The sequence below is a fragment of the Streptomyces sp. NPDC037288 genome (assembly GCF_055603265.1).
The window spans coordinates 141,816-166,549 of record NZ_JBVJVY010000016.1 but is presented as its reverse complement, the minus strand read 5'-3'; the positions used below and the strand labels follow the sequence as shown (position 1 = coordinate 166,549).

General features: G+C 69.5%; 22 protein-coding genes. 7 read left to right on the top strand and 15 right to left on the bottom strand.

The annotated features are described in order from the left end of the window. The 5 genes from ACZ7GZ_RS20225 to ACZ7GZ_RS20205 form a co-directional block, all read left to right on the top strand. Positions 1-272 (top strand): L,D-transpeptidase family protein (locus tag ACZ7GZ_RS20225; RefSeq protein WP_471025918.1); only part of this gene is annotated, 272 nt, incomplete at its 5' end. Positions 273-352: 80 nt separating this feature from the next. Continuing rightward, positions 353-859: a SigE family RNA polymerase sigma factor gene (locus ACZ7GZ_RS20220; RefSeq protein ID WP_471025924.1), complete on the top strand. Its 507-nt coding sequence runs from the start codon at positions 353-355 to the stop codon at positions 857-859. After that, entirely contained in the window at positions 852-1,559 is a 708-nt protein-coding gene (locus tag ACZ7GZ_RS20215) for a L,D-transpeptidase family protein (RefSeq protein ID WP_471025914.1), read from the top strand. The genes ACZ7GZ_RS20220 and ACZ7GZ_RS20215 overlap by 8 nt, the downstream gene beginning before the upstream one ends. 249 nt (positions 1,560-1,808) lie before the next feature. Beyond that, positions 1,809-3,176, top strand: coding sequence for a D-alanyl-D-alanine carboxypeptidase/D-alanyl-D-alanine endopeptidase (gene dacB, locus ACZ7GZ_RS20210; protein WP_471025911.1), 1,368 nt, complete (start codon positions 1,809-1,811; stop codon positions 3,174-3,176). 187 nt (positions 3,177-3,363) lie between these two features. Then, the gene (locus tag ACZ7GZ_RS20205) at positions 3,364-5,634 is read left to right on the top strand and encodes an AfsR/SARP family transcriptional regulator (RefSeq protein WP_471025908.1); all 2,271 of its coding nucleotides are present in this window, start codon (positions 3,364-3,366) and stop codon (positions 5,632-5,634) included. Positions 5,635-5,800: 166 nt separating this feature from the next. Here the strand turns inward: ACZ7GZ_RS20205 and ACZ7GZ_RS20200 are convergent, their stop codons facing one another. The 14 genes from ACZ7GZ_RS20200 to ACZ7GZ_RS20135 all read right to left on the bottom strand — a co-directional run bounded on the left by ACZ7GZ_RS20200 (position 5,801) and on the right by ACZ7GZ_RS20135 (position 20,907). Then, the gene (locus ACZ7GZ_RS20200; RefSeq protein WP_471025906.1) at positions 5,801-6,718 is read right to left on the bottom strand and encodes a formyl transferase; all 918 of its coding nucleotides are present in this window, start codon (positions 6,716-6,718) and stop codon (positions 5,801-5,803) included. 16 nt (positions 6,719-6,734) lie between these two features. Continuing rightward, positions 6,735-8,597, bottom strand: a complete 1,863-nt coding sequence (locus ACZ7GZ_RS20195; protein ID WP_471025904.1) for an NAD(P)/FAD-dependent oxidoreductase — start codon at positions 8,595-8,597, stop codon at positions 6,735-6,737. A gap of 75 nt (positions 8,598-8,672) precedes the next feature. After that, the gene (locus ACZ7GZ_RS20190) at positions 8,673-9,683 is read right to left on the bottom strand and encodes an isopenicillin N synthase family dioxygenase (RefSeq protein ID WP_471025901.1); all 1,011 of its coding nucleotides are present in this window, start codon (positions 9,681-9,683) and stop codon (positions 8,673-8,675) included. A gap of 72 nt (positions 9,684-9,755) precedes the next feature. Next, positions 9,756-11,033, bottom strand: a complete 1,278-nt coding sequence (locus ACZ7GZ_RS20185; protein WP_471025898.1) for an MFS transporter — start codon at positions 11,031-11,033, stop codon at positions 9,756-9,758. Position 11,034: 1 nt separating this feature from the next. Then, entirely contained in the window at positions 11,035-12,315 is a 1,281-nt protein-coding gene (locus tag ACZ7GZ_RS20180) for an ATP-grasp domain-containing protein (RefSeq protein ID WP_471025895.1), read from the bottom strand. Positions 12,316-12,388: 73 nt separating this feature from the next. Further along, positions 12,389-13,222, bottom strand: coding sequence for a 2,3,4,5-tetrahydropyridine-2,6-dicarboxylate N-succinyltransferase (locus ACZ7GZ_RS20175; RefSeq protein WP_471025893.1), 834 nt, complete (start codon positions 13,220-13,222; stop codon positions 12,389-12,391). 68 nt (positions 13,223-13,290) lie between these two features. Continuing rightward, the gene (locus tag ACZ7GZ_RS20170; RefSeq protein ID WP_471025891.1) at positions 13,291-14,385 is read right to left on the bottom strand and encodes an aminotransferase class I/II-fold pyridoxal phosphate-dependent enzyme; all 1,095 of its coding nucleotides are present in this window, start codon (positions 14,383-14,385) and stop codon (positions 13,291-13,293) included. Between the two features lie 35 nt (positions 14,386-14,420). After that, on the bottom strand, positions 14,421-15,713 hold the full coding sequence (gene lysA / locus ACZ7GZ_RS20165) for a diaminopimelate decarboxylase (RefSeq protein ID WP_471025889.1): 1,293 nt from the start codon (positions 15,711-15,713) through the stop codon (positions 14,421-14,423). A gap of 23 nt (positions 15,714-15,736) precedes the next feature. After that, positions 15,737-16,420, bottom strand: coding sequence for a class I SAM-dependent methyltransferase (locus tag ACZ7GZ_RS20160; RefSeq protein ID WP_471025887.1), 684 nt, complete (start codon positions 16,418-16,420; stop codon positions 15,737-15,739). 69 nt (positions 16,421-16,489) lie between these two features. Continuing rightward, the gene (gene folE / locus ACZ7GZ_RS20155; RefSeq protein WP_471025884.1) at positions 16,490-17,095 is read right to left on the bottom strand and encodes a GTP cyclohydrolase I; all 606 of its coding nucleotides are present in this window, start codon (positions 17,093-17,095) and stop codon (positions 16,490-16,492) included. 14 nt (positions 17,096-17,109) lie between these two features. Next, a complete protein-coding gene (locus ACZ7GZ_RS20150; protein WP_471025882.1) occupies positions 17,110-17,865 on the bottom strand; it encodes a 7-carboxy-7-deazaguanine synthase QueE in 756 nt (251 codons plus the stop codon). Then, a complete protein-coding gene (locus tag ACZ7GZ_RS20145) occupies positions 17,862-18,227 on the bottom strand; it encodes a 6-pyruvoyl trahydropterin synthase family protein (RefSeq protein ID WP_471025879.1) in 366 nt (121 codons plus the stop codon). The genes ACZ7GZ_RS20150 and ACZ7GZ_RS20145 overlap by 4 nt, the downstream gene beginning before the upstream one ends. 4 nt (positions 18,228-18,231) lie before the next feature. Further along, on the bottom strand, positions 18,232-18,900 hold the full coding sequence (gene queC, locus ACZ7GZ_RS20140; RefSeq protein WP_471025877.1) for a 7-cyano-7-deazaguanine synthase QueC: 669 nt from the start codon (positions 18,898-18,900) through the stop codon (positions 18,232-18,234). A gap of 735 nt (positions 18,901-19,635) precedes the next feature. Further along, positions 19,636-20,907 (bottom strand): hypothetical protein, encoded by a 1,272-nt coding sequence (locus ACZ7GZ_RS20135; RefSeq protein WP_471025874.1) that lies wholly within the window; start codon positions 20,905-20,907, stop codon positions 19,636-19,638. Positions 20,908-21,349: 442 nt separating this feature from the next. Between ACZ7GZ_RS20135 and ACZ7GZ_RS20130 the strand changes: the two genes are divergently transcribed. Beyond that, entirely contained in the window at positions 21,350-21,688 is a 339-nt protein-coding gene (locus ACZ7GZ_RS20130) for a hypothetical protein (RefSeq protein ID WP_471025871.1), read from the top strand. 45 nt (positions 21,689-21,733) lie between these two features. After that, positions 21,734-22,108: a DUF2255 family protein gene (locus ACZ7GZ_RS20125; protein WP_471025870.1), complete on the top strand. Its 375-nt coding sequence runs from the start codon at positions 21,734-21,736 to the stop codon at positions 22,106-22,108. Here the strand turns inward: ACZ7GZ_RS20125 and ACZ7GZ_RS20120 are convergent. Beyond that, positions 22,070-24,733: an ATP-binding protein gene (locus tag ACZ7GZ_RS20120; protein ID WP_471025869.1), complete on the bottom strand. Its 2,664-nt coding sequence runs from the start codon at positions 24,731-24,733 to the stop codon at positions 22,070-22,072. The genes ACZ7GZ_RS20125 and ACZ7GZ_RS20120 overlap by 39 nt on opposite strands. Between the last annotated feature and the right edge of the window lies 1 nt (position 24,734).

The following is a 24,734-nucleotide window of genomic DNA, read 5'->3' as shown; positions in this document are numbered from 1 at the left end:
CCGTGCACCTGACGACGTCGGGGACGTACGTGCACCAGAACCCTCGGGCGGACACCGAGGCCGGGCACCGTAACGTCACCCACGGCTGTGTCGGCCTCGCCACCGACGGCACCGCCAAGCGCTTCTACGACCAGGTACGGGTCGGCGACGTCATCACGGTCACCGGGTCGGACAAGACCACCGTCGCCGCCGGCAACGGCTACGGCGACTGGAACCTGACCTGGAAGCAGTGGCTCGAGCACAGCACCACCGGACAGACCACGACCGCATGACCGCTGCCACACCCACCGTATGGCCCCACCGCACCGGCCTGTCACACGCGCCGTGCGCCGTAAGAAGAGAGCACGACAAGGTGACCGAGGACGAGTTCGACCTCTTCTACACGGCTGCCTGCCCGCGTCTGGTCGGCCAGCTGTACGCCCTGACGGGCGACTACGCCGAAGCCCAGGACGTGGTCCAGGAGGCGTTCGCACGCGCTTGGGAGCGGCGTTCGTCCGTCCTGAACGGCGACCGGGATCCGGAGGCGTGGATCCGCACGGTGGCACACCGTCTGGCGATGAGCCGCTGGCGGCGGGCACGCCGCTGGTGGGAGCTGGTACGGGGCGACTCGGTGCCCCGGCCGGTGCCCGAACCGACTCCGGATCACGTGGCGTTGGTCGCCGCGTTGCGGCGCCTGCCGGAGGCCCAGCGGACCGCGATCGTGCTGCATCACCTGTGCGATCTGAGCGTGGAGCAGATAGCCGCCGAGAGCGGCGCGTCCGTCGGCACCATCAAGGCACGTCTTTCACGCGGACGTTCGGCACTCGCCGCTCACCTGGTGAGCGAGGAAACCAACTCCACGGAGGAAGCCTGTGTCTGACCAGCTACCACCGCATGCCCTGATCGAGACGGACCTGTCGGCCCGGCTCCGCGGCCTGGCCGCGCAGGGCGCGGCACCGGCCACGGGGGCACAGGCGAGGATCCGGGCGCAACGCCGCCGCAGCGGCCGACGCGTTCTGCTCGCCACCGGCGCGCTGGCGGCAGCGGCCCTCACCGCCGTCACCTACGGCGCCCTCGACTCCGCCACCGGGGCGTCCGCACCCCCTGCGACGTCCGTGTCCCGCACCCCCACACCCGCCCCGACGCCCGTCCAGCGGGTGACGATCGATCTGGAGGCCCACACACTGACCTTCAAGGGCAGGAGGTTCCCCATCAGCGGGCTGATGGAGAACTGCCCGATCGGCGAGAAGGCGGTCACGGTCACCGCCAAGTACCCCCTCCTCACGCTGTCTCCCAACAGTTTCACCAAGTATGTGCCCCGCCTGCAGTGGGCGGTCACCTTCACCGACCGCCATCACCAGGAGCGGCCGCTGATGTGGGCGCTGGACCCCGCCGCCGGTCTCAACAGCATCGGTCACAACGCCGGCGCCGGCTCCATCCCCCTCAGGCCCCAGGACGGGAAATGGGTGTACGACGCCATCAAGCCCGGCGCGCGCGTGGAGATCAAGGGCTGGCAGGGCGCGAGCGCGGACCCGGACTCCGTGTGCTATACGCGCCAGGTGGTCACCGACAACCACTGATTCCGAACCGGCGGCGTGGCGCGAGCACGCCGACCGTACCGTTCCAAGGTTTCGCGTACCACGCCGGTGACGGCCAGGGTGTCGACGCGCGAGTCGCGCATGGGGATCGTCGGCGTCCACGGGTCGGATGTATTCGAAGAATCCGTACCGCTGAGCAAGTTCCCCGCCCACCCCGTCAGTTCAGCCACTTCCTGTCCCTACCGGCTGTCCGCTCAGCAAGGCCCCCACTCCTGAAAGCTTCGAAGCCCGATGACCGAAATGACTGCCAAGACACCCGACAGCACCTTCCTGCCGGGGGGCCGGCGCCGGCACCGCAAGCCCAGACAGATCGGCACGGGAACCGGCCTGCGCCGGACCCTCGTCCTCGCCATGGCCGTGCCCGTGGCGTCCGCCGCCGTGACGGGCCCCTCCGCCTTTGCCGCCCAAAAGGGTGACGGCACGACGGCCAAAGCCCACGGCCGGGGCACCGACGACCGGCAGATGGCCAAGAACCTGGAGGCACGGGTACTTGATCAGCGGCTGGGCTCGAACGTGAGCGGCGTGGTACTCGACGCGGACTCGGACACCACCGTCTGGGGCCACAACGCCTCTACCGCGCTGATGCCGGCGTCCAACGCCAAGCTCGCCACTTCGGCCGCCGCCCTGACCGTGCTCGGCCCTCAGCACCGGTTCACCACGAAGGTCGTCTACGGCCACGGCACCCTGACCCTCGTCGGGGGCGGCGACCGCACCCTGACCACCACCGACCTCGCTGAGTTGGCGAAGACCGCGATCGCCGGACTCAAGGCCGCGGGCCGGACCACCGTGAAGGTCAGCGTCGACGACAGCCTGTTCCCGGAGCCGACCCTGGCCAAGGGCTGGAACGACGGCTACTACCCCGACACCGTCGCCCCGGTCCGCGCCCTGGTCGTCGACGGGCACGGCGTCCAGGACACCTCCATCGACGCCGGGCAGGTCTTCGCCAGGCAACTCGCCGCGGACGGCGTCACGGTCACCGGCGACGTCACCCGCGCCCTCGCACGCCCGACGGACGTTCCGGTGGCCCAGCACAAGTCGGCGCCGCTGTCGGACATCGTCCGCACCATGCTCAAGCACAGCGACAACAACATGGCCGAGACCCTGCTGCGGATGACGGCCCTGGGTTCCGGCAGCCCGGCGACCTTCGCGGGCGGCACCAAGGTCGTACGCCAGGTGCTGCACCGGGTGTACGGCGTTTCGCTCGACAACTTCGAACTCCACGATGGCAGCGGCCTGTCCCGGGCCGACCGCATCCCGGCCACCACCCTCGCGCAGATCCTCGAACTGCTGACGCAGCCCCGCTACGCGCACACCCTCGGCTCCGTCCTCGACGGCCTGCCCGTCTCCGGCGAGGCCGGCAGCACGCTCGGCCCGGAGTACGGCCGCTTCGACGACGCCAAGTCCAAGTGCGCGGTGGGCAAGGTGCACGCGAAGACCGGCACCCTCACCGGCGCCCTCGCGCTGAGCGGTCTGACTCAGGGCAAGGACGGCCGGTGGAAGGTGTTCTCCTTCGTCGAGAACGGCGCCATGGCCGACCCGAACGCCATCAAGGACGCCATGGACGACCTCGCGGCGACCGTCAACGGCTGCCAGGCGTAAGAGGTTCGGCCTCGGTAGTGGCTGCAGATGCAGCATGGGCGGCACTCCCTGACGTCAACAGCGCTGTTCGGGGATGTGTCCCGCCGAAACAATCGACAGGCCCAAGGGCGCCGACTCAAGACCGGCCCTGTGCACCGCAACACGACAGAGCAGGTCCAGAAGGCTCTTTGGACGTGCGGAGATTGAAATGACAGCAGATATTCACTATCAGCTACTCGGCCACACGCGAGCGCATCTCGGAGAATCAGAGCTCGCCGTCGGCCCCCCGCAACAGCAGGCCGTGCTCGTCTGCCTGCTCCTGCGAGCGGGCCGTGCCGTCTCGGTCGACGGGATCGTCGATTCCGTCTGGGGCCCGCAGGCACCGGAGACCGCAGTCCCCGCCGTGCGCACGTACGCCTGGCGACTGCGCAGGGACCTGGGCGAACGGCAGGGCGAGGAACGCGCCAAGGCTCCTACTGTCGTCTCGGTCGGCACCGGATACCGGATGACGGTCGGACCCGATCAGCTGGACGTCCTTCGCGCCGAGAAACTGGCCGACGAAGCGACCCGAGCACGCGACACCGGGGGATTCGAGACGGCCCGCACTCTGGTGGTGCAGGCCCTGGACCTGTGGCAGGGCGAACCGCTGGCGAAGGTCCCCGGGCCATTCGCGAAGCAGCAGCGCTCCCGGCTGGACGCGTTACGGCTCGCGCTCGTGGAGGAGTGCTTCGACCTGGATCTCCTCCTGGGCCGGCACGCCCTCGCGATTCCCGACCTCAACGCCTTCGTGACCGAGCACCCCCTGCGCGAGCGCGGGCACGGCCAGTTGATGCGAGCGCTGTATGCCGACGGACAGCAGGCCGCGGCGCTGGACGTCTTCGAGCGGCTTCGGCGACGGTTGGGAGAGGAGTTGGGCGTCGACCCCAGCCACGAACTACGCTCCCTGCACCAGCGAATACTGCGGAACGACCCGGCGCTGGACGCCGTTCAGCGCACCGCGGCCGCATCGTCGGCAGCCTCGGACACTGCCAGCCGCCGCCCCGTCATTGCGCCGGTTCCGGCGCAACTACCGCCTCGTCCAGCAGACTTCACCGGGCGCGCCGAGGCCGTCTCCAGGCTTCGGAACACGATCGGCGGCGGATGTGAAGGCGCAATGCCGGTGGCCAGGATCTCCGGCATGGGCGGCGTCGGCAAGACCGCTGTGGCCCTGCACGTCGCCCACCTGCTCAAGCCACAGTTCACCGACGGCCAGTTGTACGCCGACCTGGGCGGCAGCGGGCCCTCACCGGCCCGCCCGGACGCGGTGCTCGGCAGCTTTCTGGCCTCACTGGGCGTCCCCGGGGACCAGGTCCCCGACAGTCTGGAGGACCGCGCCAGACTGTACCGGTCGCTGGTGGACGGACGGCGCGTCCTGGTCCTGCTGGACGACGCCCGGGACGCCTCACAGGTCCGGCCGCTCCTGCCCGGATCGAATGGCTGTGCGGTCTTGGTCACCGGCCGGCCTCGGATCTTCAGTCTGCCCACGGTGGCGCATGTGGACCTGGATGTGCTGATCCCGGACGAGGCTGTCGCGCTGTTGGCGAGTGTGTGCGGCCCTGACCGGGTGGCGGCCGAGCCGGAGGCCGCCCGCTCCCTGGTCTCCCGCTGCGGCCTGCTGCCGTTGGCCATCCGGATAGTCGCGAACAGACTCGCCTCCAGGCCGACCTGGACCATGCGGATGATGGCCGACCGCCTCGCCGACCAGAAGGCTCGGCGAACAGCCATGCAGATCGGCGACCTCGACGTCCATGCGTGCTTCGAACTCAGCTATCGTCAGTTGTCAACGCGTGAGGCACACGCGTTCCTCCTCGTTGCCGCCGTCGGCGAACCGGACATAAGTGCCTCCTCCGCCGCAGCCGCGCTGGCGGTGGACGAGCACGTCGCCGAGGAACTGCTCGAGTCGCTGGTGGACGCGGCCATGCTGAGCGTGGTCGCGCCGAACCGCTACCGGCACCACAGCCTCCTGCGCGACTTCGCCCGGACGCGGATCAGAGCCGCGGACTGCTCCGGGGCGCAAGAGGCACACGACCGGCTGCTCGCCTTCCTGGTGTCGACCGCGGGGGCGGCCGCCACATGGGCGACACCGACAGACCCACTCGAGCACGCATGGGTACTCGATACGGTCGGAGGGCTCAGGTTCACCGACGCGGACGCTGCCCGAGACTGGATCGCCTCCGAAGCCGAGAGTGCGATGGCTGCCGCCATGGAAGCCACGCGGTCCACCGGCCCGGGCCACCGGGCACGCTTGCGCAAGGCAGCCGACCTGCTCATCGCTCTGAACCGCTTCCGGTGCCATATACGCTACGAGCAGGTCGCCCCGATCGCCGAAGTGGTGGCCAGAGTCGCAGTTGCGGCGGGCGACTCCTGGTCGGCGGCCCGTGCCCGCTTCGTCCTCGCCTCGGAAACGGCGCTGTGCGTGCCCACGTTCGAGCGCGCCTGACGGAACACACCATCCCACCCCGGTCCGGCGTCCGGACGCCGGACCGCCCGTCCCGATGCCTGAAGCCATGCCGGTGCGGGTGTCCGCGGTCAACGACACATCCGCCGGCATCAGGTTCGGGCCAAGAGCCGCCTGAATCCGGACGCACACCCGAAGCGGCGGTCGGCTACGACGGCCACTCCTTGCCGAGTCCCACGGCATGGGGGCGCTGACGACTGGGTGGGCCAGCCGTCCCGCCAGGCGATACGGTGATCGTGTTGCCCGCCTGGAGCGGGACGAGATGCCGACGCCGCAGACGCCGAAGCCAGAGGCGGAACTCGACGACCGGAGTGCGGTCCCGGTGCCTGTAGGTGTTCCCCCGGTCCGGCTGGGCCGCCGCAGTGAGTACGGCGCCCTTTTCCAGGTCGAGCGCCAACTCCGTGAGCAGGACGGCCGCTTGGTGCACCGAGCGGCTGTAGAGCCTCTCGTCGTCGTCACCCGGCCGCATGTCGGGTGCCACCTGGGCAAACACCGGGCCCGCGTCCAGAGTGGGAGACACCATGTGCACCGTGGCACCGATGCGCGACCAGTCCCTGTTGAGGTAGGCGAAATAGACGCCGTGGTTTCCCTTGTATTCAGGCAGCCAGCCCCCGTGGATGTTGACCATCAAGCCCGGGGTCTGCTCGATGATGCGCTTGCCCAGGACACCCGTGCCGCACACGACCGTGAGGTCCGGGGCCAGCGTCGTGACCAGTTCCCTCGTGGCAGCGCTGTTGATGGACTCCACCCGGTGGATCACCGAGGTGGCGCGCGGTAGTTCTGCGGAGAGCCGGGCGAAGTACCCGCTGCGCCACCGGGCACGCCCGGTGATCCGCTGCCGCCAGCCCTGGTAGACGCGGAAGGCGAGGTCGTAGTAGCGGCGCTTGGTCCGCAGCCGGCGCTTCTGTGCGGCACCTGGTTCGACCACCGTGCCGACCAGTTCGAGTCTGGCGGCCAGCAGGCGGCGTATGTACGCGTGCTGGGGGTCGTCGGAAGTCAGCAGCAGGACGCGCAGCCGCCTGTGTGCGGCATCTTGGAAGGCCCAGTGATTCCGGGTGTGCTGCATGGTCGCTCTGTCTCTGTCAGGCGGGCAGGGAGTCGGGCACCGCGCCGAGCACGCGCTGCATCCGCGAGGGGTGGTAAAGAGTGTGCATCGGGTGGTGCCGGCCGCGAAGGGCGTGCAGCACCGCCTCGGCGATGACCGGCGCTTGGGCGAAGCCTCCGGTGTTGTGACCGCCTGTGACCACGAATGCGCCGTTCACTGCTCTTGTCGCCTGGAAGATGCCGAGGTTCGAGGCGGTCCACGGCCGCACGCAGTACTTCTCCGTCCGACGCAGGCCGTCCCGGCCGCCGATGCTCCGGTAGGTGTCGGGGAAGAGCAGTTCGACGGTGTCCGCCACGGCCGCGTGGATCGACTCCAGCTTTCGCTCGTCGATGTTGCGCGGATCCGCTCCGGTCCATCCGTACCCGGAGCCGATCATGAGTGCGGGCCGCCCGCTCTCGTCCTCACCGACGGTCACGTTCGCATCTGCGGCGATGTGCCCGCGCCGGGCCACTTTCAGGGAGTTCTCCAGCGGCTGCCGTGTATTCGGAATGGTGGTCCAGCAACCGAGCACTCCGTGCACGTGTCCGGCCAACCCGGCGTCGCTGAGCAGGGAGCCGCCGTCGACTCCGGGTGAGAGGACGTAGTGATCCCGGTGGAACACCCCCGACCCCGTGAGTACGCCGGTGACCTGCGCATGGTCACGAAGGATCCGCTCGGCTCGCTGGTTGAAGCACAGCTCCGCGCCGCCGGCCTCCAGCAGGTCGACGAGCTCGGTCATGAAGCGGTGGACGTCCAGGGTGAAGCCGCGCACCATGATGGCGCCCGCGAACGCGGCACGCCGGGCCTGCGCGAGAGCGGGGAAGCGTTCCCGGACCACATCGGGGCTGAACAGGGCCAGCGTCGCCCCGATGGCATCCTGACGACGCTGGGAGGCGGCGAGATCCGCCTCGTCCTGGTAGAGCCGCAGGATGTCGTGGCGCACGTGGAGTCCGTCGAAGACGTGCGGCTGCTCCTTCATCCACTCCTTCCAGAGGTCTCCGCTGCGCCGGTTCAGGCCGAAGATGTCATGGTTGTAGGCACGGGTGAGCCAGCGCGGCGGGCTCTTGAAGTCCTGGACCCATGCCTGATCGCCCGCCACCGCTGCCGGGTCCCGCCGAACGTCCCAGCCCAGCTGCTCAGGGGGACGGTCGAACACCAGGTTGCTGTTCGCGTCCTCGGCGTGCCCGGCGTGGTAGTCGTCCATCTCCGAGAGGGTGAACATGCGCGCGTTGCCGCCTCCGCGGGAGCAGCCGTAGTGCTCCCAGGGCCGGTTCTCCCGCGGGTCGGGGCCGGCATCCACGAGGGTGACCCGGTAGCCGTTTGTCAGCAGCGTGTGAGCGGTCACCAGGTTCACCACCCCGGCACCGACCACGAGGACACTCTCCCGCTCCCTCTCACTCCGGTCCCCGGCCGCCGCCGTGCTGCGATCGAGCTCCGCCCGGTGCTCCTGGACGAAGCGCTCGGCGATGGCGAGCGCGCGGAAGAGGATGGCCTCTTCGCGGTCCGCCGTGGCCCCGGCGCCGCTCGGCCACCCGGACACGCTGAAGAGCGGGATGCCGAAGGGCAGGCGTGAATGCTGCGGTTCCGCCTCCATGGAGGGAAGCCTGCGTTCCTCCAGCTGCCGGGGCGGACCGATCCGCACCACGGCGACGGGCTCGTCGCCCATGGCGTCGCGCCAGGCCAGGAGTGCGGCCGACGACGGTGTGGTGGCCGAGATGACCACGTGCGGACGGACCTCACGCAGGGACGCCGCCACGGTTGTGTCATCCGCCGTGTCCAACTCCGGCTGGAACCGGACCCGGTCACCGGGCACGCTCTGTTCCAGGGGGCGGGCGGCCTGGCAGGTAACGAGAAAGCGCATGACATCTCCACTGTCAGCGAGAAGTGTGTGCTGCTGGAACGTCCCGGCGCCGACCGGCCGGGGCGGTGGCTCCTGTTACCGGGCCGGGTCGCCCAGCAGTTCGGGGTGCTGCTCGGCGATCACGTCGGGAAAGGCCCGGAGCATGCCGCGCATGACGTTGTTGCCGTAGCTGTCGGACAGTGGGCTGTCCGGGTCCTGTACGACTCCGCCGGCCTCCCGGACCTCGCGCGTCGGCAGCGGCAGCATGGTCGCGTCCAGCCGGGGGTTGAAGAAGAACGGCGCCGAGTAACGGCGGACCCCGGGAGGCGGGCTGACCACACGGTGGGTGGTGGCCCGCAGGTATCCGCGGGTCGCGACCTCCAGCAGCTCCCCCAGGTTCACCACGAATGCCCCGGGAACCGGTGGCACGTCGAGGAATTCACCCTCGTTCACCGACACCTGCAGGCCGCCGAAGTCGTCCTGCAGGAGCAGGGTGAGCAGGCCGTAGTCCTTGTGCGTGCCGATGCCCTGGTCGTCCTGGGGCCGGCCGTCGGGGCGGCCCGGGTAGTGCAGCAGCTTGAAGTGGACCTGGGGATCGCACTTCACCACCGGGTCGAGGAAGTCCTCCGGCGCATCGAGGGCGGCAAGGATCAGTCGCAGCAGCCGGTGAGAGACGGTGGTGAGCTCGCTCATCCACCGGTTGATCGCCGGCTTCAGCTCCGGCATGCTCGCGGGCCACATGTTGGGGCCGGCCAGCCACAGGTACGGCGGGTCGTCGGGGCCGGGCACCGTGGCCTCGCGCTCGGGTCCGACGTCGAGCTGGCTGCGGCGGTCGGGCGCGCCCTTGGTGAGCTCGCGGCCCACCTCGGAGTAGCCGCGGAAGTGCGGGGACTTGAGAATGCTCAGCTCGGCGAGCTCGCTCTCCGGAAGCGAGAAGAAGGACCGGGCCAGGTCCAGGAGCTCGTCGGCGCCCTCGACTCCGTGGCCGACGAGCTGGAAGAAGCCGATGTCATGGACGGCCGCGCGCAGTTCTTCGAGGAAGGCGGCGCGGGCGGCCGGCCCGCGGTCGGCGTCTCGGAGATCGAGCACGGGAAAGGTTGTGGACATGTGTCTTCCCAACTGTTGTGACCTGTCGGTCCGAGTGATGCGTTGATGTGGATCCGCGGAGGTGACGCGGGTCTATCGACGAGCCGCGGTGCCGAATACGGACGCTCTGGGAAAGACCAGCGCCGCCGTCCCGGCCGCGGGTGCGGTGACGAGCAGGAAGAAAGAACTGTCGTGTCCGGCGGCCAGCGCGGCACTCGACGATGCCCCGACGGCGAACCCGACCTGGGTGATGCTGGTCATCCACCCCTGGGTCTCGTTCTCGCAGCCGGCCGGGGTGAGCGTGCCCACCGTGGTGAAGAGCGCGGTGAAGGTGGAGCCGATCGTGGCACCGGTCAGCGGACAGACGACCAGCACGAGGGCCGGCGGCGCGTGCATGGTGAGCGCGAGCACGCATCCCCCGACGACGAAGCCGGCCAGCAGGACGGCGGGTTGTACCCGGCGCCGGATCCCGGGCGTGGCAGCCGCCAGGCCCAGGGCTCCCACCATGCTGCCGACCGAGAGTCCTGCCAGGTACAGACCGCTGAACCCGATGGCGTCGTGTTCTTGTGCGTAGATGGGGAGCACCACTTCGGTCGCGGCCAGCGCCGCGCAGAACAGGACGTGAGAGGTGAAGACCCGCCGCAGCGTCACGGGGCGCAGTGGCCTCAGCCAGTCCCTGGCCGGGTTCCCTGCCGGTTGGAGGCCCGGCCGGCGCAGGCTGACCAGCAGCAGCACCGCGACGGCCATCAGCGGGCCGCTGAGGACCAGCGGCAGCATCGGCGACAGGGCCGTACTGAGCCAGGCGGCCAGGACGGGGCCGGTGATGAGTGTGAGGTCCATCAGCGCGGACTCCAGCGCGTTGGCCGGCCCCTGGTGCCGCTCCTCCACCGCCCCGCGCCAGTATGTCCGCAGCATGATGCTGACCGGGGGGAAGCACATGCCCATGACGGCGGCGGACGCGACGACCGTCGCGAACGGCAGCCTGACCGACACGGACACCAGCAGTCCTGCCAGGCCGCCTAGGTAGCAGACCAGGCAGGTGAGCAGGACCAGCTTCGCCGGGTAGCGGTCCGCGAGCCTGCCCCGCAGCGGGCTGGTCAGCGCGTTCGCGAGCAGCATCGTACTGATCGTCAGTCCGGCTGCGCCAATGGAGTACACGGGCGGCACCAACAGCAGGACGCTGATGGAGAACATGTTGATCGGGAACTTCGACAGCAACGAGGCAGCCGCAAGCCGCCGGGCCCCGGGCGCGGTCATGAGCGCGTGGTAGCCACCCAGCAGACCGGACGGGACAGGGGCGGCCGGGAGCGCGGCTTCCTCGGCCGCCGCGGCACCCCCGGCATCTGCGTGGCCTGCGGTGTCCTGCGGCATGTCAGGGCATCTCATTCTCACGGGCCGCCGTCACCGGAAGGTTCGCAGGAGGGTCAGGGACGATCTCCAGCGAGACGAGGGACCGGATCAAGGCCATGGTGCGGACGACTTCCTCTTCGTCCGCCCCGGACACGGTGGCGCCGAAGGGGATGTCGTCCTGTTGGCGGGTGACCGGGATGTGATCGCCGGGCTGGTACCCCACCAGGATGTCGCCGATGCCCGGATGCCCCTTCAGGGCGTCGATGCCGTGAATCGCCACCAGCGTGCCGGGCGCCCTTTCGTTGCGGATCGCCATGGCGCCGTACCGGGCCCGGAACTCCAGGGGTTCGTCCATGATCGCGGGGCGGTCGCCCAGATAGCAGGTGATGGCGTCCCGGTAGGCCCGTACTTTGCTGTACTGGGCCCACATGTGCACGGCGGGGCCGCCCGGAAGCCGTGAGCCGATCTCCATCAGGTACACGCCCTCCGGCGTGCACTTGACCTCGGTGTGACTGGGGCCGTGGACGATACCGAAGGCGTCGAGCACCTGCCGGACGTACGTCTCGACCCGCCGGTGGTCCGGATGGCTGTCGTCGATCTGCACGTTGTCCCAGATCGGGAAGTCGTAGTCCCGTCCGTCCGGCTGCCGGTACTCCCACATGTCGATGATGCGGTGCTCGCCGTGGCTGCTGAAGAAGTTGACCGAGAATTCCCGTCCGCGGACGTACTGTTCGACCAACCACTCGGTGATCGGCTGCCGGTACATGTCGTGCGTCTCCAGGACCGTCAGCGCGTCCAGCGCGGCGGCGTCCGAGAGTACGGTCACTCCCTGGGAACAGGACCCCATGGTCGGTTTGCTGATGACCGGAAAGCCGATGTCATGGCCGGCGGCTTTGATCTCCTCGAGCGTGTGCACAAGGCGGAACTCGGGTATGGACAGGCCCGCCTCCCGGGCCCGCACCCGCATCGCCGCCTTGTTGCGCCTGGCCCAGGCGAGAGAGGGGTCGTTGCCCGGCAGACCGAGGAGACGGGCGATCTGGTCGGCCCGGTGGATGCTCGCCTCCATCGCGGGGACGACGGCCCTGACGTCGATGCCCAGTTCGGTGACCTCGCGCACCACTTCGTGCGGATCCGCGAGGAGGAGTGAGAAGTCGTCGTCCTCGTCGTGGCCCGGGATGTCGGTGCTGAAGCCGAGGGTGTAGACGGAGGCGACAGCGAATCCCAGGTCGCGGGCGGCGGCTTTGTAGCCGGCGCCGTTGCGCACCGGATCCACCAGCAGGACTGCGGGTAGGTCTTTCCTCATGGCGATGCCTCCTGGAACGGAACACTGTGAGCAGTAGGGGGCGGCGGGCCCGGGGACGCCGCCGAAGCCGGGGTCAGGCGGCGCTGCCGTGCCGGCGGAAGAGGTCGTCGAGCAGCAGCTTGTCGTGGCGCTCGCCCTCCTGGAGATGCTTGATCACCAACAGGCAGGGGGCGCCGAACTGGCCGCCGGGCAGCTGACGGGTGTAGGTCGACCCCACGCACACCGACCAGGCGGGTGCTCGCCCGCGGGACAGTTCCTGCCCGGTCTCGGCGTCGAAGACCCGGGTGCTTGCCGTCAGCAGCACGCCTGCGCCGAGCTTCGCCCCCTCGCCGACGCGGGCGCCCTCGACGATCACGGAGCGGGAGCCGATGAACGCCTCGTCCTCCACCACGACCGGCACGGCACCGACCGGTTCCAGTACGCCGCCGATGCCGACGCCGCCTGCGAGATGGACGTTGCTCCCGATCTGCGCGCAAGAGCCCACGGTCGCCCAGGTGTCGACCAGCGTTCCCGGGCCGACGTAGGCCCCCACGTTGACGTAGCTGGGCATGAGCACGGAGCCCGGGGCGAGGTGGCTGCCGTACCGGGCTATCGCACCCGGCACGATCCGGACCCCGGGAAAGTCCTGCTTCAGGGGCAGGCGATCGACGTACCGGAACGGCCCCGCCTCGGACTGCTCCAGGGGCAGTACCCGGAACGCCAGCAGGATCGCCCTCCGGGCCCGCTCGTCCACCACGACCTCTCCCGTGGCCTTGCAGACGGCGGCGACCCGGGCGATGCCTCGGTCCAACTGCTCCATCGCCTCGGAAACGTGTCGCCGGGCCTCGTCATCGGTGGGAGAGAGGCCTGCGCGACGCTCCCAGAGTTCGTCGATCGTCCCGGAGATCGGGCTTGGGGTGAGGTCCACGGCGTGCTGCGTCCAATCATCGGGGCCGTACGGGTCTCGTAGGGTTCACATGGGGCTTGGCCCGCTATTCAGTTCGCGGCGGCCCGCGTGCTGAGGAGAAGTCGGTCGAGCAGCGCGAGCCGCGGTGCGAGGACGGCGCGGTCGTGCACGGCGGCGATCCTGACATGGCCTGCACCGGCCGGACCGTACGTCGCTCCCGGCGCCAGCACGATTCCGGCGCGGGCGGCGGCGGCACGGGCGAATGCCGTTCCGTCGCCGCTCGGTACGCGCGCCCAGACGAACAGTCCGCCTTCGGGTGCCGTGCAGGGGAGGCCGTTCGCGTTCAGCTCGGCGACCAGCTCGGCCACCCGCCCCGCGTTGCGTCTGCGCTGCGCGAGCGCGTGGTGATCGTCGGCGAAGAGCCGGGTTCCCGTCGCCTGCGAGGAATCCGACGCCATCAGTCCGGCAGCCCGCCGACGAGGGACCAGCTGGGCCACCAGTCGGGGGTCGCCGGCGTAGAAGCCCAGTCGCAGGCCTGGTCCGTTGGACCGCTTGGAGACGCTGTGTACGGCCAGCACGCCGTCCAGGCCGTGGGCCAGCACCGTGCGTGGCTCGTCGCACCAGGTCGCTTCCGCATAGGCTTCGTCCGATACCACGAGCACGCCGTGGGCCCGTCCCCAGGCGACGACGGGTGCCAGCGGCTCCACCACTCCGGTGGGATTGGCCGGACTGTTGATCCACAGGAACAGCGCTCGGGCCACCACCTTCGGGGGCAGCAGATCCAGCCGCATCCGGAACTCCGCGTCGACGGGGACGCGGTGGGGGCGCAGCCCGGCAAGGCGGATGCCCAGTTCGTAGGGCGGATAGCCGAGGGAAGGGAACAGCACCGTGTCCCGGCGAGAGCCCTCGCGTGTGGCAGCCGACGCCTCGCGCAGGAAGAGCGGCAGTGTCGAGATGAACTCCTTCGAGCCCGCGCAGGCAGCCACGGCGTCGACCGGCACCGTCACCCCGTACCTGCGCAGCAGATACCCCGCCGCCGCGGCCCGCAGTTCCTCGGTGCCCCTGCTGGGGGGATAGGCCGCGGGCCCGGCGGCGACCGCGCCGGTCTCGGTGACCGGTGCCGGATCGGCCGGCACGCCGAGCGACAGGTCCAGCGGCCGGTGGCCGCTCTCCGCAGCGAGCACCAGCAGGTCCTCGCGGCTCCGTCCTCCTCGGAGCGTCACGACACGCCGGCCGGGAGTTCTCCGGGTGCCATGCGCAGCGGCGGAAAGTCGAGCGTGGCGAAGTAGTCCCGCTCCTCCTCCGCCCGCCGGATCCGCTCGACACTGCCGTTCGAGCACAGCAACAGCTCCTGCGGGCGCAGCCGCCCGTTGTACGTGGAGCCCATGGACAGAGCGTGCGCGCCGGTGTCGTGGATCACTACCAAGTCGCCCTCGGAGAGGGCGGGCAGCTCCCGTCGTCTGGCGAACTTGTCGTTGTTCTCGCACAACGAGCCGACCACGTCCACGATCTCGAGGGGACGGTCGGCTCCCTCGGGCACCGTGATGTGGTGGTACGCGCCGTACATGGCAGGACGCATCAAGGCGCTCATGCCGGCGTCCACACCGACGTACTCGCGTGCCTTGCTCATCCGGTTCACCACCCGGGTGACCAGGACACCGTGCGGACCGGTGACGAAGCGGCCACTCTCGAACAGGATGCGGGGGCGTCGCACGCCGTGCTCCCGTTCCCAGCCCTGCAGCCGTTCCGTGAGGGAGCGGCCCAGTCCCGCAAGGTCGAAGCGCTGCTGGTCCGGCTCGTAGGGGATGCCCAGCCCGCCGCCGAGGTTGATGAACTCGACGGTGATTCCGAGCTCGGCACGCAGCCGCTCCGCCTGTTCCAGCAGCAGGTCGACCGTCCGCAGGAAGGGCTCCGTGGACATGAAGCCCGAGCCGAGCATCATGTGCAGGCCGAAGGAGGTCACGCCGCAGCGCTGCGCCCGGGCGCAGACGTCCACCAGATGGGTGACCGGAATGCCGAACTTGGCCGACTCCACGTTGCCGAGGTACGACTCGCCCGTGTCGGCGACGGCCTGGCTCGGCTGGACCCTGAAGCACAGGGTGTCGGGCACCTGGCCGAGGTCCACCAGCTTGCCGAAGACCGCGACGTCGTCGATGTTGATCAGCGCCCCCAGCTTCAGCGCCGCCAGGAGCTCGGCGCTGCTGGTGTTGTTCGAGGTGAAGCAGATGTCATGCCCCACCGCCCCCGCCTGGGCAGCAAGAGTCAGTTCGGGCACGGAGCTGCAGTCGAAGCCCAGCCCGCGGCCGGCCAGGATGTTCAGCATCCGTGGATTGGGCAGCCCTTTGACCGCGAAGTACTCCCGGTACGGAGTGCCGGTGAACGCCTCGTCGAAGGCCGTGCAGGTCTCGTGGATGCCCTGCTCGTCGTAGATGTGGAACGGGGTCCCGAAGCACCGCGCCGCCGCATCGAGCACTGGTTGAAGTCGCCGCTCGAAAGCCTGGCTTGCCGGCATGGTGGCCTTTCTCCTGTCGGTGGTCAGAACGCGACGTTCGCAGTGATCACGGCACGGCTGCGCTTGCCGGACAGCGGGCGCTCGTAGTCGAAGACCTGGACGTCGGCGTCGGAAAAGCCCGCGGCCAGCGCCTGGTCACGCATGTACTCGCCGGAGAGCCAGTAGAAACCGGGCACCCCGGGCGCGGCCTGAGCCGGTACGGCGTTCGTCGGGCTGTCGTTGGAGATGAGGAAGGTGCCGCGGCCACCGTGGTCGGCCAGCCAGGAGTGGATTCGCTCGAAGAAGGCCGACAGGCCCGCGTTTTCGGCGTAGAGGTGCCCCAGCAGCCCGTCTGCGTAGATGACCGGCCAGGCGCCGTCAGGCGACCATGTCATGACGTCCGCGCAGAGCCCGTCCATGCCCTTCGACACGGCGATGTCGACGGCCTCCTGCACGGCGTCGACGGCCAGGACCCGGTACCCGGCCTGCACGATGCCCTGCTCGACCGCGGCATTGCCGCTGCCAAGACTCAGCAGACGGTCTGTCCCGGCGTCCTTCATCGCGCGGACCAGCTTGTCGTGCATCCATGCGCGGTACCTGGTCGAGTAGGTCGACGGAGTGACGGAGTCCCCCCGGGCCTCGCCCCGTTCCCAGGTCTGAAGGAGGGTCTGCCCGCCGGCGCCGAGAGCGAGGTAGAACTCGCGCAGCCCGTTTATCTCTGTGTTCACTGATATCCCTTTCTTGGATCTTCCCGCTGTGCCCGCCGCCGGTCGTGAAACCGACGGCCGGCGGCACTGTCAGTGCGAGGCCGGGCCACCGGGATTCTGGGCGAGCATCAGCAGCTGCGTGCGCTCCGGGCCGTTCCCTTCGAAGGCGCCCCGGAAAGCGGCCGAGGTCATCAGGGCCGGCGTGCGAATACCGCGCATCGTCATGCAGAGGTGCTCACCGCGTCCGATGACGGCGACATCCTCGGAACCCGTTATCTGCGCGATCTCGTCGGCCACGTCCGACACCAGACGCTCCTGCACCTGGAGCCGATGCGCGTGCTTGTGCGCGATGCGGGCGAACTTGGAAAGGCCGAGCAGGTTCTTGTCGCTGCGGTAGGCAATCGTGAGGCTGCAGTTGAACGGGAGGAGATGGTGTTCACAGAGCGACCAGACCAGAATTCCGGAGACATAGACCAGCTGGTTGTCGCTGATGCTGTCGAAGAGGGTCTCGGTCTTTCCAGCCTCGTACCCGATGAACTCCCGCCACCACTTGGCATAGCGACGTGGTGTGTCGGCCAGTCCTTCGCGGTCCGGGTCCTCGCCGATCTCGATGAGCAGCTGACGGGCGAGTCCTTCGAGCGGGTCGGGAGTTCCCTCCGGGCGGTCGAACAGACGGGGGGCCTGCTCGGGCTCCATCGTCACGGCCATTGTCATACTCCTCGCTGGTCGCCCCAGGCGAGTACGTGCAGCCGGGTGGTCAGATTCCACCCTCGCCGCACCACCTCGTCCGCAAGCGCCTGTAGGTTGTCGGTAACGTCCTGCTGGACTTTTCCTTCTGGCATGATCCAGACCGGCTCGAGACCGATCCGTTCCTGAAGTCGGCCCACCTCGGCCAGATCGTCAGACGTCTTGCAGACGAACTTGAATGCCACGTCCGGAGTGTTCTGAAGCCTTTTCAGCGCCGTGGGCCTGATGCGGCGGTGCTCCGGATCACCGGAGTGGGCCAGCTTGGGTGAGACGTTGAAACGCACACCCAGACCGACCAGTTCGTCACAGGGGGCGATGGTGCCGTTCGTCTCGATCTCGATCGACACACCCCGGTCCCGCAACCCACGCACCACCGGAACGAGCCGGTTCTGCTGGTTCAGGGGTTCTCCGCCGCTGATGACGACCAGCGGTACCGTCATGGCGAGCAACTCAGCGAGCACGTCGTCGGCCAGGCGCAGCCGGAGTTCCTCGTGGGGATCGAAAGCCCGGCCGGTGTCGCTGATGCCCTGCCAGTCCCAGGTGTACGGCGTGTCGCACCACCTGCAGGACAGGTTGCAGCCGCCAAGGCGCAGGAAGGCGCACCGCCGTCCGGCCGACGGGCCCTCACCCTGCACGGTGGGGCCGAAGATCTCATTCACCACGAGCCGGGTCGTGGCGATGTCGTCCCGCAGTTCGGCGGTGTCCGTCGTGATCCTCACGGACGGTACTCCGCCCAGGTCTTCGGGGTTTCGGAGACCCGGACCGCGCTGATCTCGCTGAACCGCTCGGACCACACATCGAAGATCCACATCGCCAGGTTCTCTGCCGACGGATTCCTGTCACTGATCACGTCATTGAGGTGACGGTGGTCGAGCTCCGCGTCCAACCACTTCTTGAAGTCCGCGAGATCACCGTAGTCGCGCACGAAACCGGCCGGCGTGAGTTCGTCACGCGATTGCGCGGAGAGCTCCAACTGAACGGTGTAGTTGTGCCCGTGAAGGCGTGCGCACTGGTGGTCGTCGGGCAGGTGGTCAAGTCGGTGGCTCGCGGAGAACTGGAAGTCCTTGGTGATGCGCAGCATTCATTCAGTCCCTTGCATACTCGGTGGGATCCATCACTCCCGCTTTGGCGAAAGCGGTCCGACGGTCGTAGCAGGTGGCGCAGGTACCACACTGCTTCTCGCCGCCTCGGAAGCAGCTCCACGTCTCTTGCCAGCGAACCCCGAGGGACTCCCCGAGGCGGATGACGTCGGCCTTCTGCATATCGATCAGGGGAGCCACCACGGACAGGCCGGCCGGCGCGAATTCCGCGGTGGCCACTCGTTCCATGACGTTGAAGGCCACGAGGAACTCCCTGGTGCAGTCGCCGGTCTGGGCGTCACCGGCTATCGAGCCGATGGCGACCTGTTCCGCCTCCTCGACGACTGCCACCGCGAAGGCGATGGAGAGCAGAATGGCGTTTCGGTTGGGAACCACGAACTCACGACCGCGGACGGCGGGGTCGTAGTCCGGCACGTCGACCTTGTCGTCGGTCAGCGAATTCCCGGGCAGCAGACCACCCACCTGTCGGATGTCGATCACACGGAGCGTCGCCCCGAGTCCGTCCGCGATGATGCGGGCGGACTCGTGCTCGCGCCGGTGCCGCTGCCCGTAGTCGACAGCCAGCAGCCGGAGTTCGTGACCCTCCCGGCTGAGCTGGTGGGCCACCACGGTCGACTCCACTCCGCCGGAAAACAGCACAACCGTCTTGGGCATCACTTGTTCCTGAGGTCGCTTCGTCAACCGGGTGCTGGGTAGACCCGGTCATTGCTTCCAAGAGACTCGCACCGCTGGATATACGGCGGATCTGTCGATCGACCTACGCCCGTAGACGAGCCGTGACCAGCAGAAGGGATCGGCTCGGGGGGCTACCTGACGCGACGGCAGGGCCCCTGGGTTCCACCAGCCCCGTCCAAGCACCCCGCATCGTCGCTACCAGCCTCGTCGGCGCCACCGTCGAGTGGTGAAAGCGCAGCGGCAGCGGACTGTAGGCCGGTGCGAAGCACAAGTTCGTCTTCGTCGACCGCCTGCTGGCTGCATGGGTCGATCTGTGCCGCAGCCGGAGGCGATCTGCATCGCCTCCGGCTGCGGCCAGGAGGGCAGGGTGACAGTGCGGCCGGTGGCTCGCCCGCCGCCTCGGACGCCCGGATCACCGGCCCCGTCACCGCCGACGGAGCTCTCGCCCTCACCCTGGTGCGAGTCGACGCTCACCGGGCCCCTCACCGTCCGGCGCAACAGCGGCTACGTACGCATCGGCGGCGACCCGCCGACCTGTGCGGGCAACGTCATCAAAGGAGCGTTCACTCTCTACGCCCATACCGGCGGCACGTCGCGAGACACCGGGTGAGGCCACCAGGGGAGGACGCCTCACCCGCTATCACGCACCAACTCGTTCGGCAGGACCAGACCAGATGGCGTTGTGGACTGGCCGGTGGGCGTGCGGTCAGCGGGTCACAGCTGAGGTTGCTGCATCCGCTGCCAGCTGAAGGGGCCGTAGGTGGTGCCGGTGACCGGGTAGTTGGCGTCCGGATCGGCGGTCAGTTTCAGCCACTCCAGCGGGGTGGTGCTGCCGTGCACGACGATCCGGTGGAAGTTCGGGACGTTGTAGTACGGGTGCTCGTTCCACGCGTTGTTGTCCGGGTCGTGGGCGCACACGCTGGCGCCGGTGGCCGGATCCGTCTCGCCGGTGCACGTCGCCGTCGGCGACAGCGGGTTGTCCGAGCGGTACAGGTGCGAGTCACCGTTGAGCATCAGCACGGGGCGGCCGAACTCGGTCGTCCTCGCTGCGACCTGGTTGATGATCGGCTCGTAGTTCGTCAGGTGGTCCTTGGTCCTGCCGTCGACGTCCCACATGTCGGCCTGCACCGAGATCACCACGGCCTTGGCGTGTTCGGCCTGCGCGTCGGCGAAGGCGGCACCGAGCCAGCGGACGTCGGCGGCGGTACGGTTGGTGCGCTCGTCGGTCTGGGCCTGAGTCGCGGTCGGCGCCTTGTACCAGGGGTCGGCGTCGTTGTTCGAGCCGCCCGGCGCGTTGATCGTCACGAAGACGATGTCGTTCTGCTCCCACTTCACGTTCTCGACGTACTGCGCGTCGGCCGGGTGCCTCGGGTCGTAGGCAGTGGCCTGGGACACCACGTTCAGTGTCCCGCTGCCGAGGGTCTGGCCGGGCTGCGCGAAGAAGTCCTTCCGGACTTCGGCGAGGTTGTCGAGCGGGTTGCCGCAGTGGTAGCCGGCGCAGTCCGCCGGGTCGGTCGACAGGCCGTTCGTGCCGATGTAGTTGATTCCACCGGAGGCCGAGTCGTAGAAGCCTCCGCCTTGTCCGGGTGAGGTGAGGCTCGACGCCTTGTGGCAGTCGGCCCACTCGTTGTCGCCCGGCGTGTAGACGAGCGGCTTCGTGAAGCTCTGCCACACGGATGCGATCGAGGCGTCGTAGCCCTCGGTGCAGAACTCCTTCCCCGAGTGAATGTCGCCCACGTGGATGACATCGCCGATCGCCGGATCACCGTTGATGGTCCCGATGAACGCCGGGGTCTTCTGGAACTGCGACGTGTCGGCGCTCTGGCCCGCGGGTGCGTACGCGGACCGGCCGTACGGCGAGTCTCCGAACACGGCGAGCGTCAGCGGACTGCCGACCGCGGATGCCGTGGTGGTCGGCATCACGGAGCAGGCAAGGCCGACGGCCATGAGCGTGACGAGCTCGCGGCTTGGCATTCGTCTCGACATGCGTCCCTCTTTCAGGTCCGGTTGAGGGGGGCGCTCCAGTGAACTGGCTCACGGCTGGCGCACCGTGGTCTCCACGGCGGCCTGGAGATGACGAGCAGGCGAAATCGCCGCAGCGCCGGCAGCCGGGACCGCTCCCCGCGTGCCGCGATCGCCACCGGCGATACCGCCGGCTCGGCTGTACGGCTGTGACGGCCGGGTGGTGGCCATACGCATCGACGACGCCGGTGCACTTGCCGCACCAGACGGCGGCGAGTCCGTGACCACCCTGTGCCGCGCGTCGCGGCCCCTGCTCCGCGGTCGACGGCACCTTCGGTCGGGGGCATCGCCACCAACTACGGCGGCACCTGGCACCAGGTGAACCTGCCCGCCGCCTCCCCCGACCGCTACGTCTCCGGCCTGACCATCGACCCGTCCGACGCCTCCGGGCAAGACGGTCTACGCGGTGATCAACGGCTTCTCGCGGCACTGGAACGAGGGCCCCGGCGCCGGCTACGGCCACGTCTGGAAGACCACGGACGGCGGCACGACCTGGACGGACGTCAGCGGTGACCGCGCGGCCACGGACTCCTTCCCCGACGCCCCGGCCAACGCGGCGCTCGTCACCACGAACGGCACCCTCGTGGTCGCCACCGACACCACCGACCTGGGTGTGTTCACCCGCACCTCGGCGGGCCACTTCGCACACCGCCACACCCCGAACCTCCGGCTGTTCCCGCCACGGCACTCAGCTTCGTCGCGAGAGCACTGCTCCCGCGTCGGTGAAGCCCGCCCATCTAGGTGAAGACCACCGACGCGTACGTAGTGCCGCCAGGGTGAAAGTTGGTCCATGGACGCTTATACGGATCGCACGGAGATCGCTTTGTGGGTACGGCATGCGGACGGCCGGTGGTCACCCAGGACGGTCTGGGTGGTGGTGCTCAACGGCGAGGCGTATGTCCGCTCGGCTTTCGGCCGGCGCAGTGCCTGGTACCGCCGGGTCCTGCGGCATGCGGACACGGAGGTGGAGGTGGCCGGGGTCCGGGTGTCCGTCACCCTCCGGCCGGTGGATGACCCCGAGCTCGTCCGGCGCGTCTCCGGTGCCTACCGGGCCAAGTACGGGTTGAGCTGGCCCGGCCCCGTGGAGTCGATGAACGGGCCCGAGGCCGCGGCCACCACCATGCGGCTAACGAATGTCGGGCAGGTCTCGCAGTTGTCTGCGTGAGGTGAGCCCGAGCTTGCGGAAGATGTTGCGCAGATGCGCGTCGACCGTCCGAGGACTGAGGAAGAGCTTCGCCGCCACCTCCTTGGATGTGGCGCCGTCGGCGACCAGGCGTGCGATGTGCACCTCCTGCATCGTCAGCTGGTCCGACGCCTTCGATGTGCGGCTGCGGGCCTGCTCCCCCGTGGCGCGCAACTCGCCGGCGGCGCGCTCGGCGAACGCCTCCACGCCGAGGTCGGACAGCGACTCGTGCGCCGGCCGCAGTGCGGACCGGGCGTCACGCCGTCGGCCCTGGCGGCGCAGCCACTCCCCGTACAGCAACTGCGCCCGCGCGCGGTAGACGACCAGTGCGCCGTCGTCGAGCAGACCGATCGCCTCCTGGTAGGCGGACTCGTCCTGGGTCACCAGGGCTCGCGCATAGGCCTCGACCCCGAGGCCCCATGCCTGCCGGCCCGCCCGCGTGCGTTCTTGGAGGGAGGCGAGGGCCGCGGCGGCGACCTCGGTCTCGCCGCATCGCACGGCCGCCTCGACCAGCTCGGGCAGGGCAAGGCTCGACGTGCCGAGGGCGCCGTACTCGACCGCTTGCTTTGCCGCCTTCAGCGCGGCCGGGTAGTCGGCGAGGCCATTGCCGAGTACGGCCGTCGCCCACTGCACGCTGAGGCTCATCCGGTGGTCCACCGACGCGAACAGTTCGACGGCCTCCTCGCGCCGTCCGCGCAGCGCGGCCAGGTGGAGGCGCGGATAGACCAACGGCGCCGCGCCTGTGGCGTCGGCGATCGCCTCCTCCTCGGAGATCAGCTCCGTCGCGGCACCGAAGTCGCCGGTGTGCACGGTCACGGTGGCCTGCATGGCCAGTCCGATGGGCAGCGCGTGGAAAGAGCCCGACTCTCGGCCGGCCGCGACGGCACGGGTGGCGATGCCGTACATGGTGTCGCGGTTCCACAGCTCGGCGGCCACCATGAAGCCCAGTGACGGCCGCCTGGCCCACACCTCGTGGCCGGCGTCGCCGACGACCGGCCTCAGGATCTCCCCCGCGACCCGATGCCCGTCACCGACGAGGCTGGTGAGACCGGTCAGGACCGCCGCCGTGCCGGACACCGGCTCACCCGACGGCGGGGCCTTCCTGACGGCGTCCACCACGTGGTCGAGGCCGCCGAGCAGGACGCCCATCTCGATGGCCTCCAGATAGCACTCCCGTGACCAGGCGGGGTCGGTGGCCGCCAGCCGGGCGGCGGCACACAGGAGGTGCTCCGTGGGGGCTTCGTCTCCCCGGCGGCGGACGAACGACAGCCTGCCGCGCAGCAGGTCGGCCCTGGCGGCCTGGCTCGGATCGTCGGTCCGGACGGTGGTGAGCAGTTCGGCCGCCGTGTCGAAGTCGCCCACCGAGAGCTTGTTGTGGACCGCGGCGAGGACCCGCTCGGCGCGTTGGACGGGGCTGATCGTGAGCGCGGCCGAGCGTTCGAGGAAGGCCGCCGCCGCCGCGACACCGCCACGTTCCCGGGCGCGGGTGGCGGAGGCTTCGAGTTCGGCGGCGACCTGCTCGTCCGGGCCGGCACTGGCCTGGGCTCGATGCCAGGCCCGCCGGTCGGGGTCGGCGACCGGGTCGGTCGCGGCGGCCAGCGCCTCGTGTGCCCTGCGCCGCTCCTCCGGCGTCGCGGCGTGGTAGGCGGCCGAGCGGGCGAGGGGGTGGCTGAATCGGATCCGGGTGCCGAACTCGACCAGGGGGGCAGACTCCGCGGCGACAGCCGCGTCGATGCCCAGGAGTTCGGCCGCACGCCACAGCAGGCCGGGGTCGCCGATCGGGTCGGCGGCGGCGACGGTCACCAGCAGTCGGGCCGCCGGCGGCAGGAGTTCCAGCCGGGACCGGAAGCTCTGCTCGATCACGCCGGGTACCGAGTCGGGTTGGGCGAATCCGCCCGCCATCCCGCCGAGTCCGGCGGTCCTGGGAAGCTCCACCAGCGCGAGGGGGTTGCCACGCGCCTCGGCCAGGATGCGGTCGCGCACCCGCTCGTCCAGCGGGGCGCGGACCGCCGCGGCCAGCAGCGCGCGGGCATCCGATTCGCCAAGACCCTGAAGCCAGCGGCCGGGCAACTCGTCCAGCTCAGGCAGGCGGCTCGGCTCGCGCGCCGCGAACACGAGGGCGATCGGCTCGGCCGAGACCCGGCGGGCCAGGAACGCCAGCGCCTTGGCTGACGCCTGGTCCAGCCACTGTGCGTCGTCGACGACGCACAGGAGCGGACGTTCCCGCACTGTCTCCACCAGGAGGCCCAGCGACGCGACGCCGACCAGGAACGGATCGGGTCTGCCGGTGTCGAGGCCGAAAGCGATCTCCAGCGCCTTGCGGTGCGGCGCAGGAAGTGCCGTCAGCCGTTCGGCGACGGGGCCGAGCAACTGGTGCAGTGCGGCGAACGGCAGCTCCGTCTCGAACTCCGCACCGGACGCCTGCATGACAAGGAATCCGGTCGCGGCCTCGTCCAGGTGACGCAGCAGCGCGCTCTTGCCGATGCCCGGCTCACCGCGCAGGACCAGGGCGCCGCCCCGGCTCTCCCGTGCCGCCTGGAGTAGGGCGTCGAGCTGCCGTATCTCGTCTTGACGACCGATCAGCTCATCCGTGTGTGTCTCGGGCATG

Coding starts and splice junctions, on each gene's coding strand:
- dacB (WP_471025911.1), top strand. CDS start 1,809: ATGACCGAAATGACTGCCAAGACACCCGACAGCACCTTCCTGCCGGGG.
- ACZ7GZ_RS20205 (WP_471025908.1), top strand. CDS start 3,364: ATGACAGCAGATATTCACTATCAGCTACTCGGCCACACGCGAGCGCAT.
- ACZ7GZ_RS20200 (WP_471025906.1), bottom strand. CDS start 6,718: ATGCAGCACACCCGGAATCACTGGGCCTTCCAAGATGCCGCACACAGG.
- ACZ7GZ_RS20195 (WP_471025904.1), bottom strand. CDS start 8,597: ATGCGCTTTCTCGTTACCTGCCAGGCCGCCCGCCCCCTGGAACAGAGC.
- ACZ7GZ_RS20190 (WP_471025901.1), bottom strand. CDS start 9,683: ATGTCCACAACCTTTCCCGTGCTCGATCTCCGAGACGCCGACCGCGGG.
- ACZ7GZ_RS20185 (WP_471025898.1), bottom strand. CDS start 11,033: ATGCCGCAGGACACCGCAGGCCACGCAGATGCCGGGGGTGCCGCGGCG.
- ACZ7GZ_RS20180 (WP_471025895.1), bottom strand. CDS start 12,315: ATGAGGAAAGACCTACCCGCAGTCCTGCTGGTGGATCCGGTGCGCAAC.
- lysA (WP_471025889.1), bottom strand. CDS start 15,713: ATGCCGGCAAGCCAGGCTTTCGAGCGGCGACTTCAACCAGTGCTCGAT.
- folE (WP_471025884.1), bottom strand. CDS start 17,095: ATGGAGCCCGAGCAGGCCCCCCGTCTGTTCGACCGCCCGGAGGGAACT.
- ACZ7GZ_RS20145 (WP_471025879.1), bottom strand. CDS start 18,227: ATGCTGCGCATCACCAAGGACTTCCAGTTCTCCGCGAGCCACCGACTT.
- queC (WP_471025877.1), bottom strand. CDS start 18,900: ATGCCCAAGACGGTTGTGCTGTTTTCCGGCGGAGTGGAGTCGACCGTG.
- ACZ7GZ_RS20135 (WP_471025874.1), bottom strand. CDS start 20,907: ATGTCGAGACGAATGCCAAGCCGCGAGCTCGTCACGCTCATGGCCGTC.
- ACZ7GZ_RS20125 (WP_471025870.1), top strand. CDS start 21,734: ATGGACGCTTATACGGATCGCACGGAGATCGCTTTGTGGGTACGGCAT.
- ACZ7GZ_RS20120 (WP_471025869.1), bottom strand. CDS start 24,733: ATGCCCGAGACACACACGGATGAGCTGATCGGTCGTCAAGACGAGATA.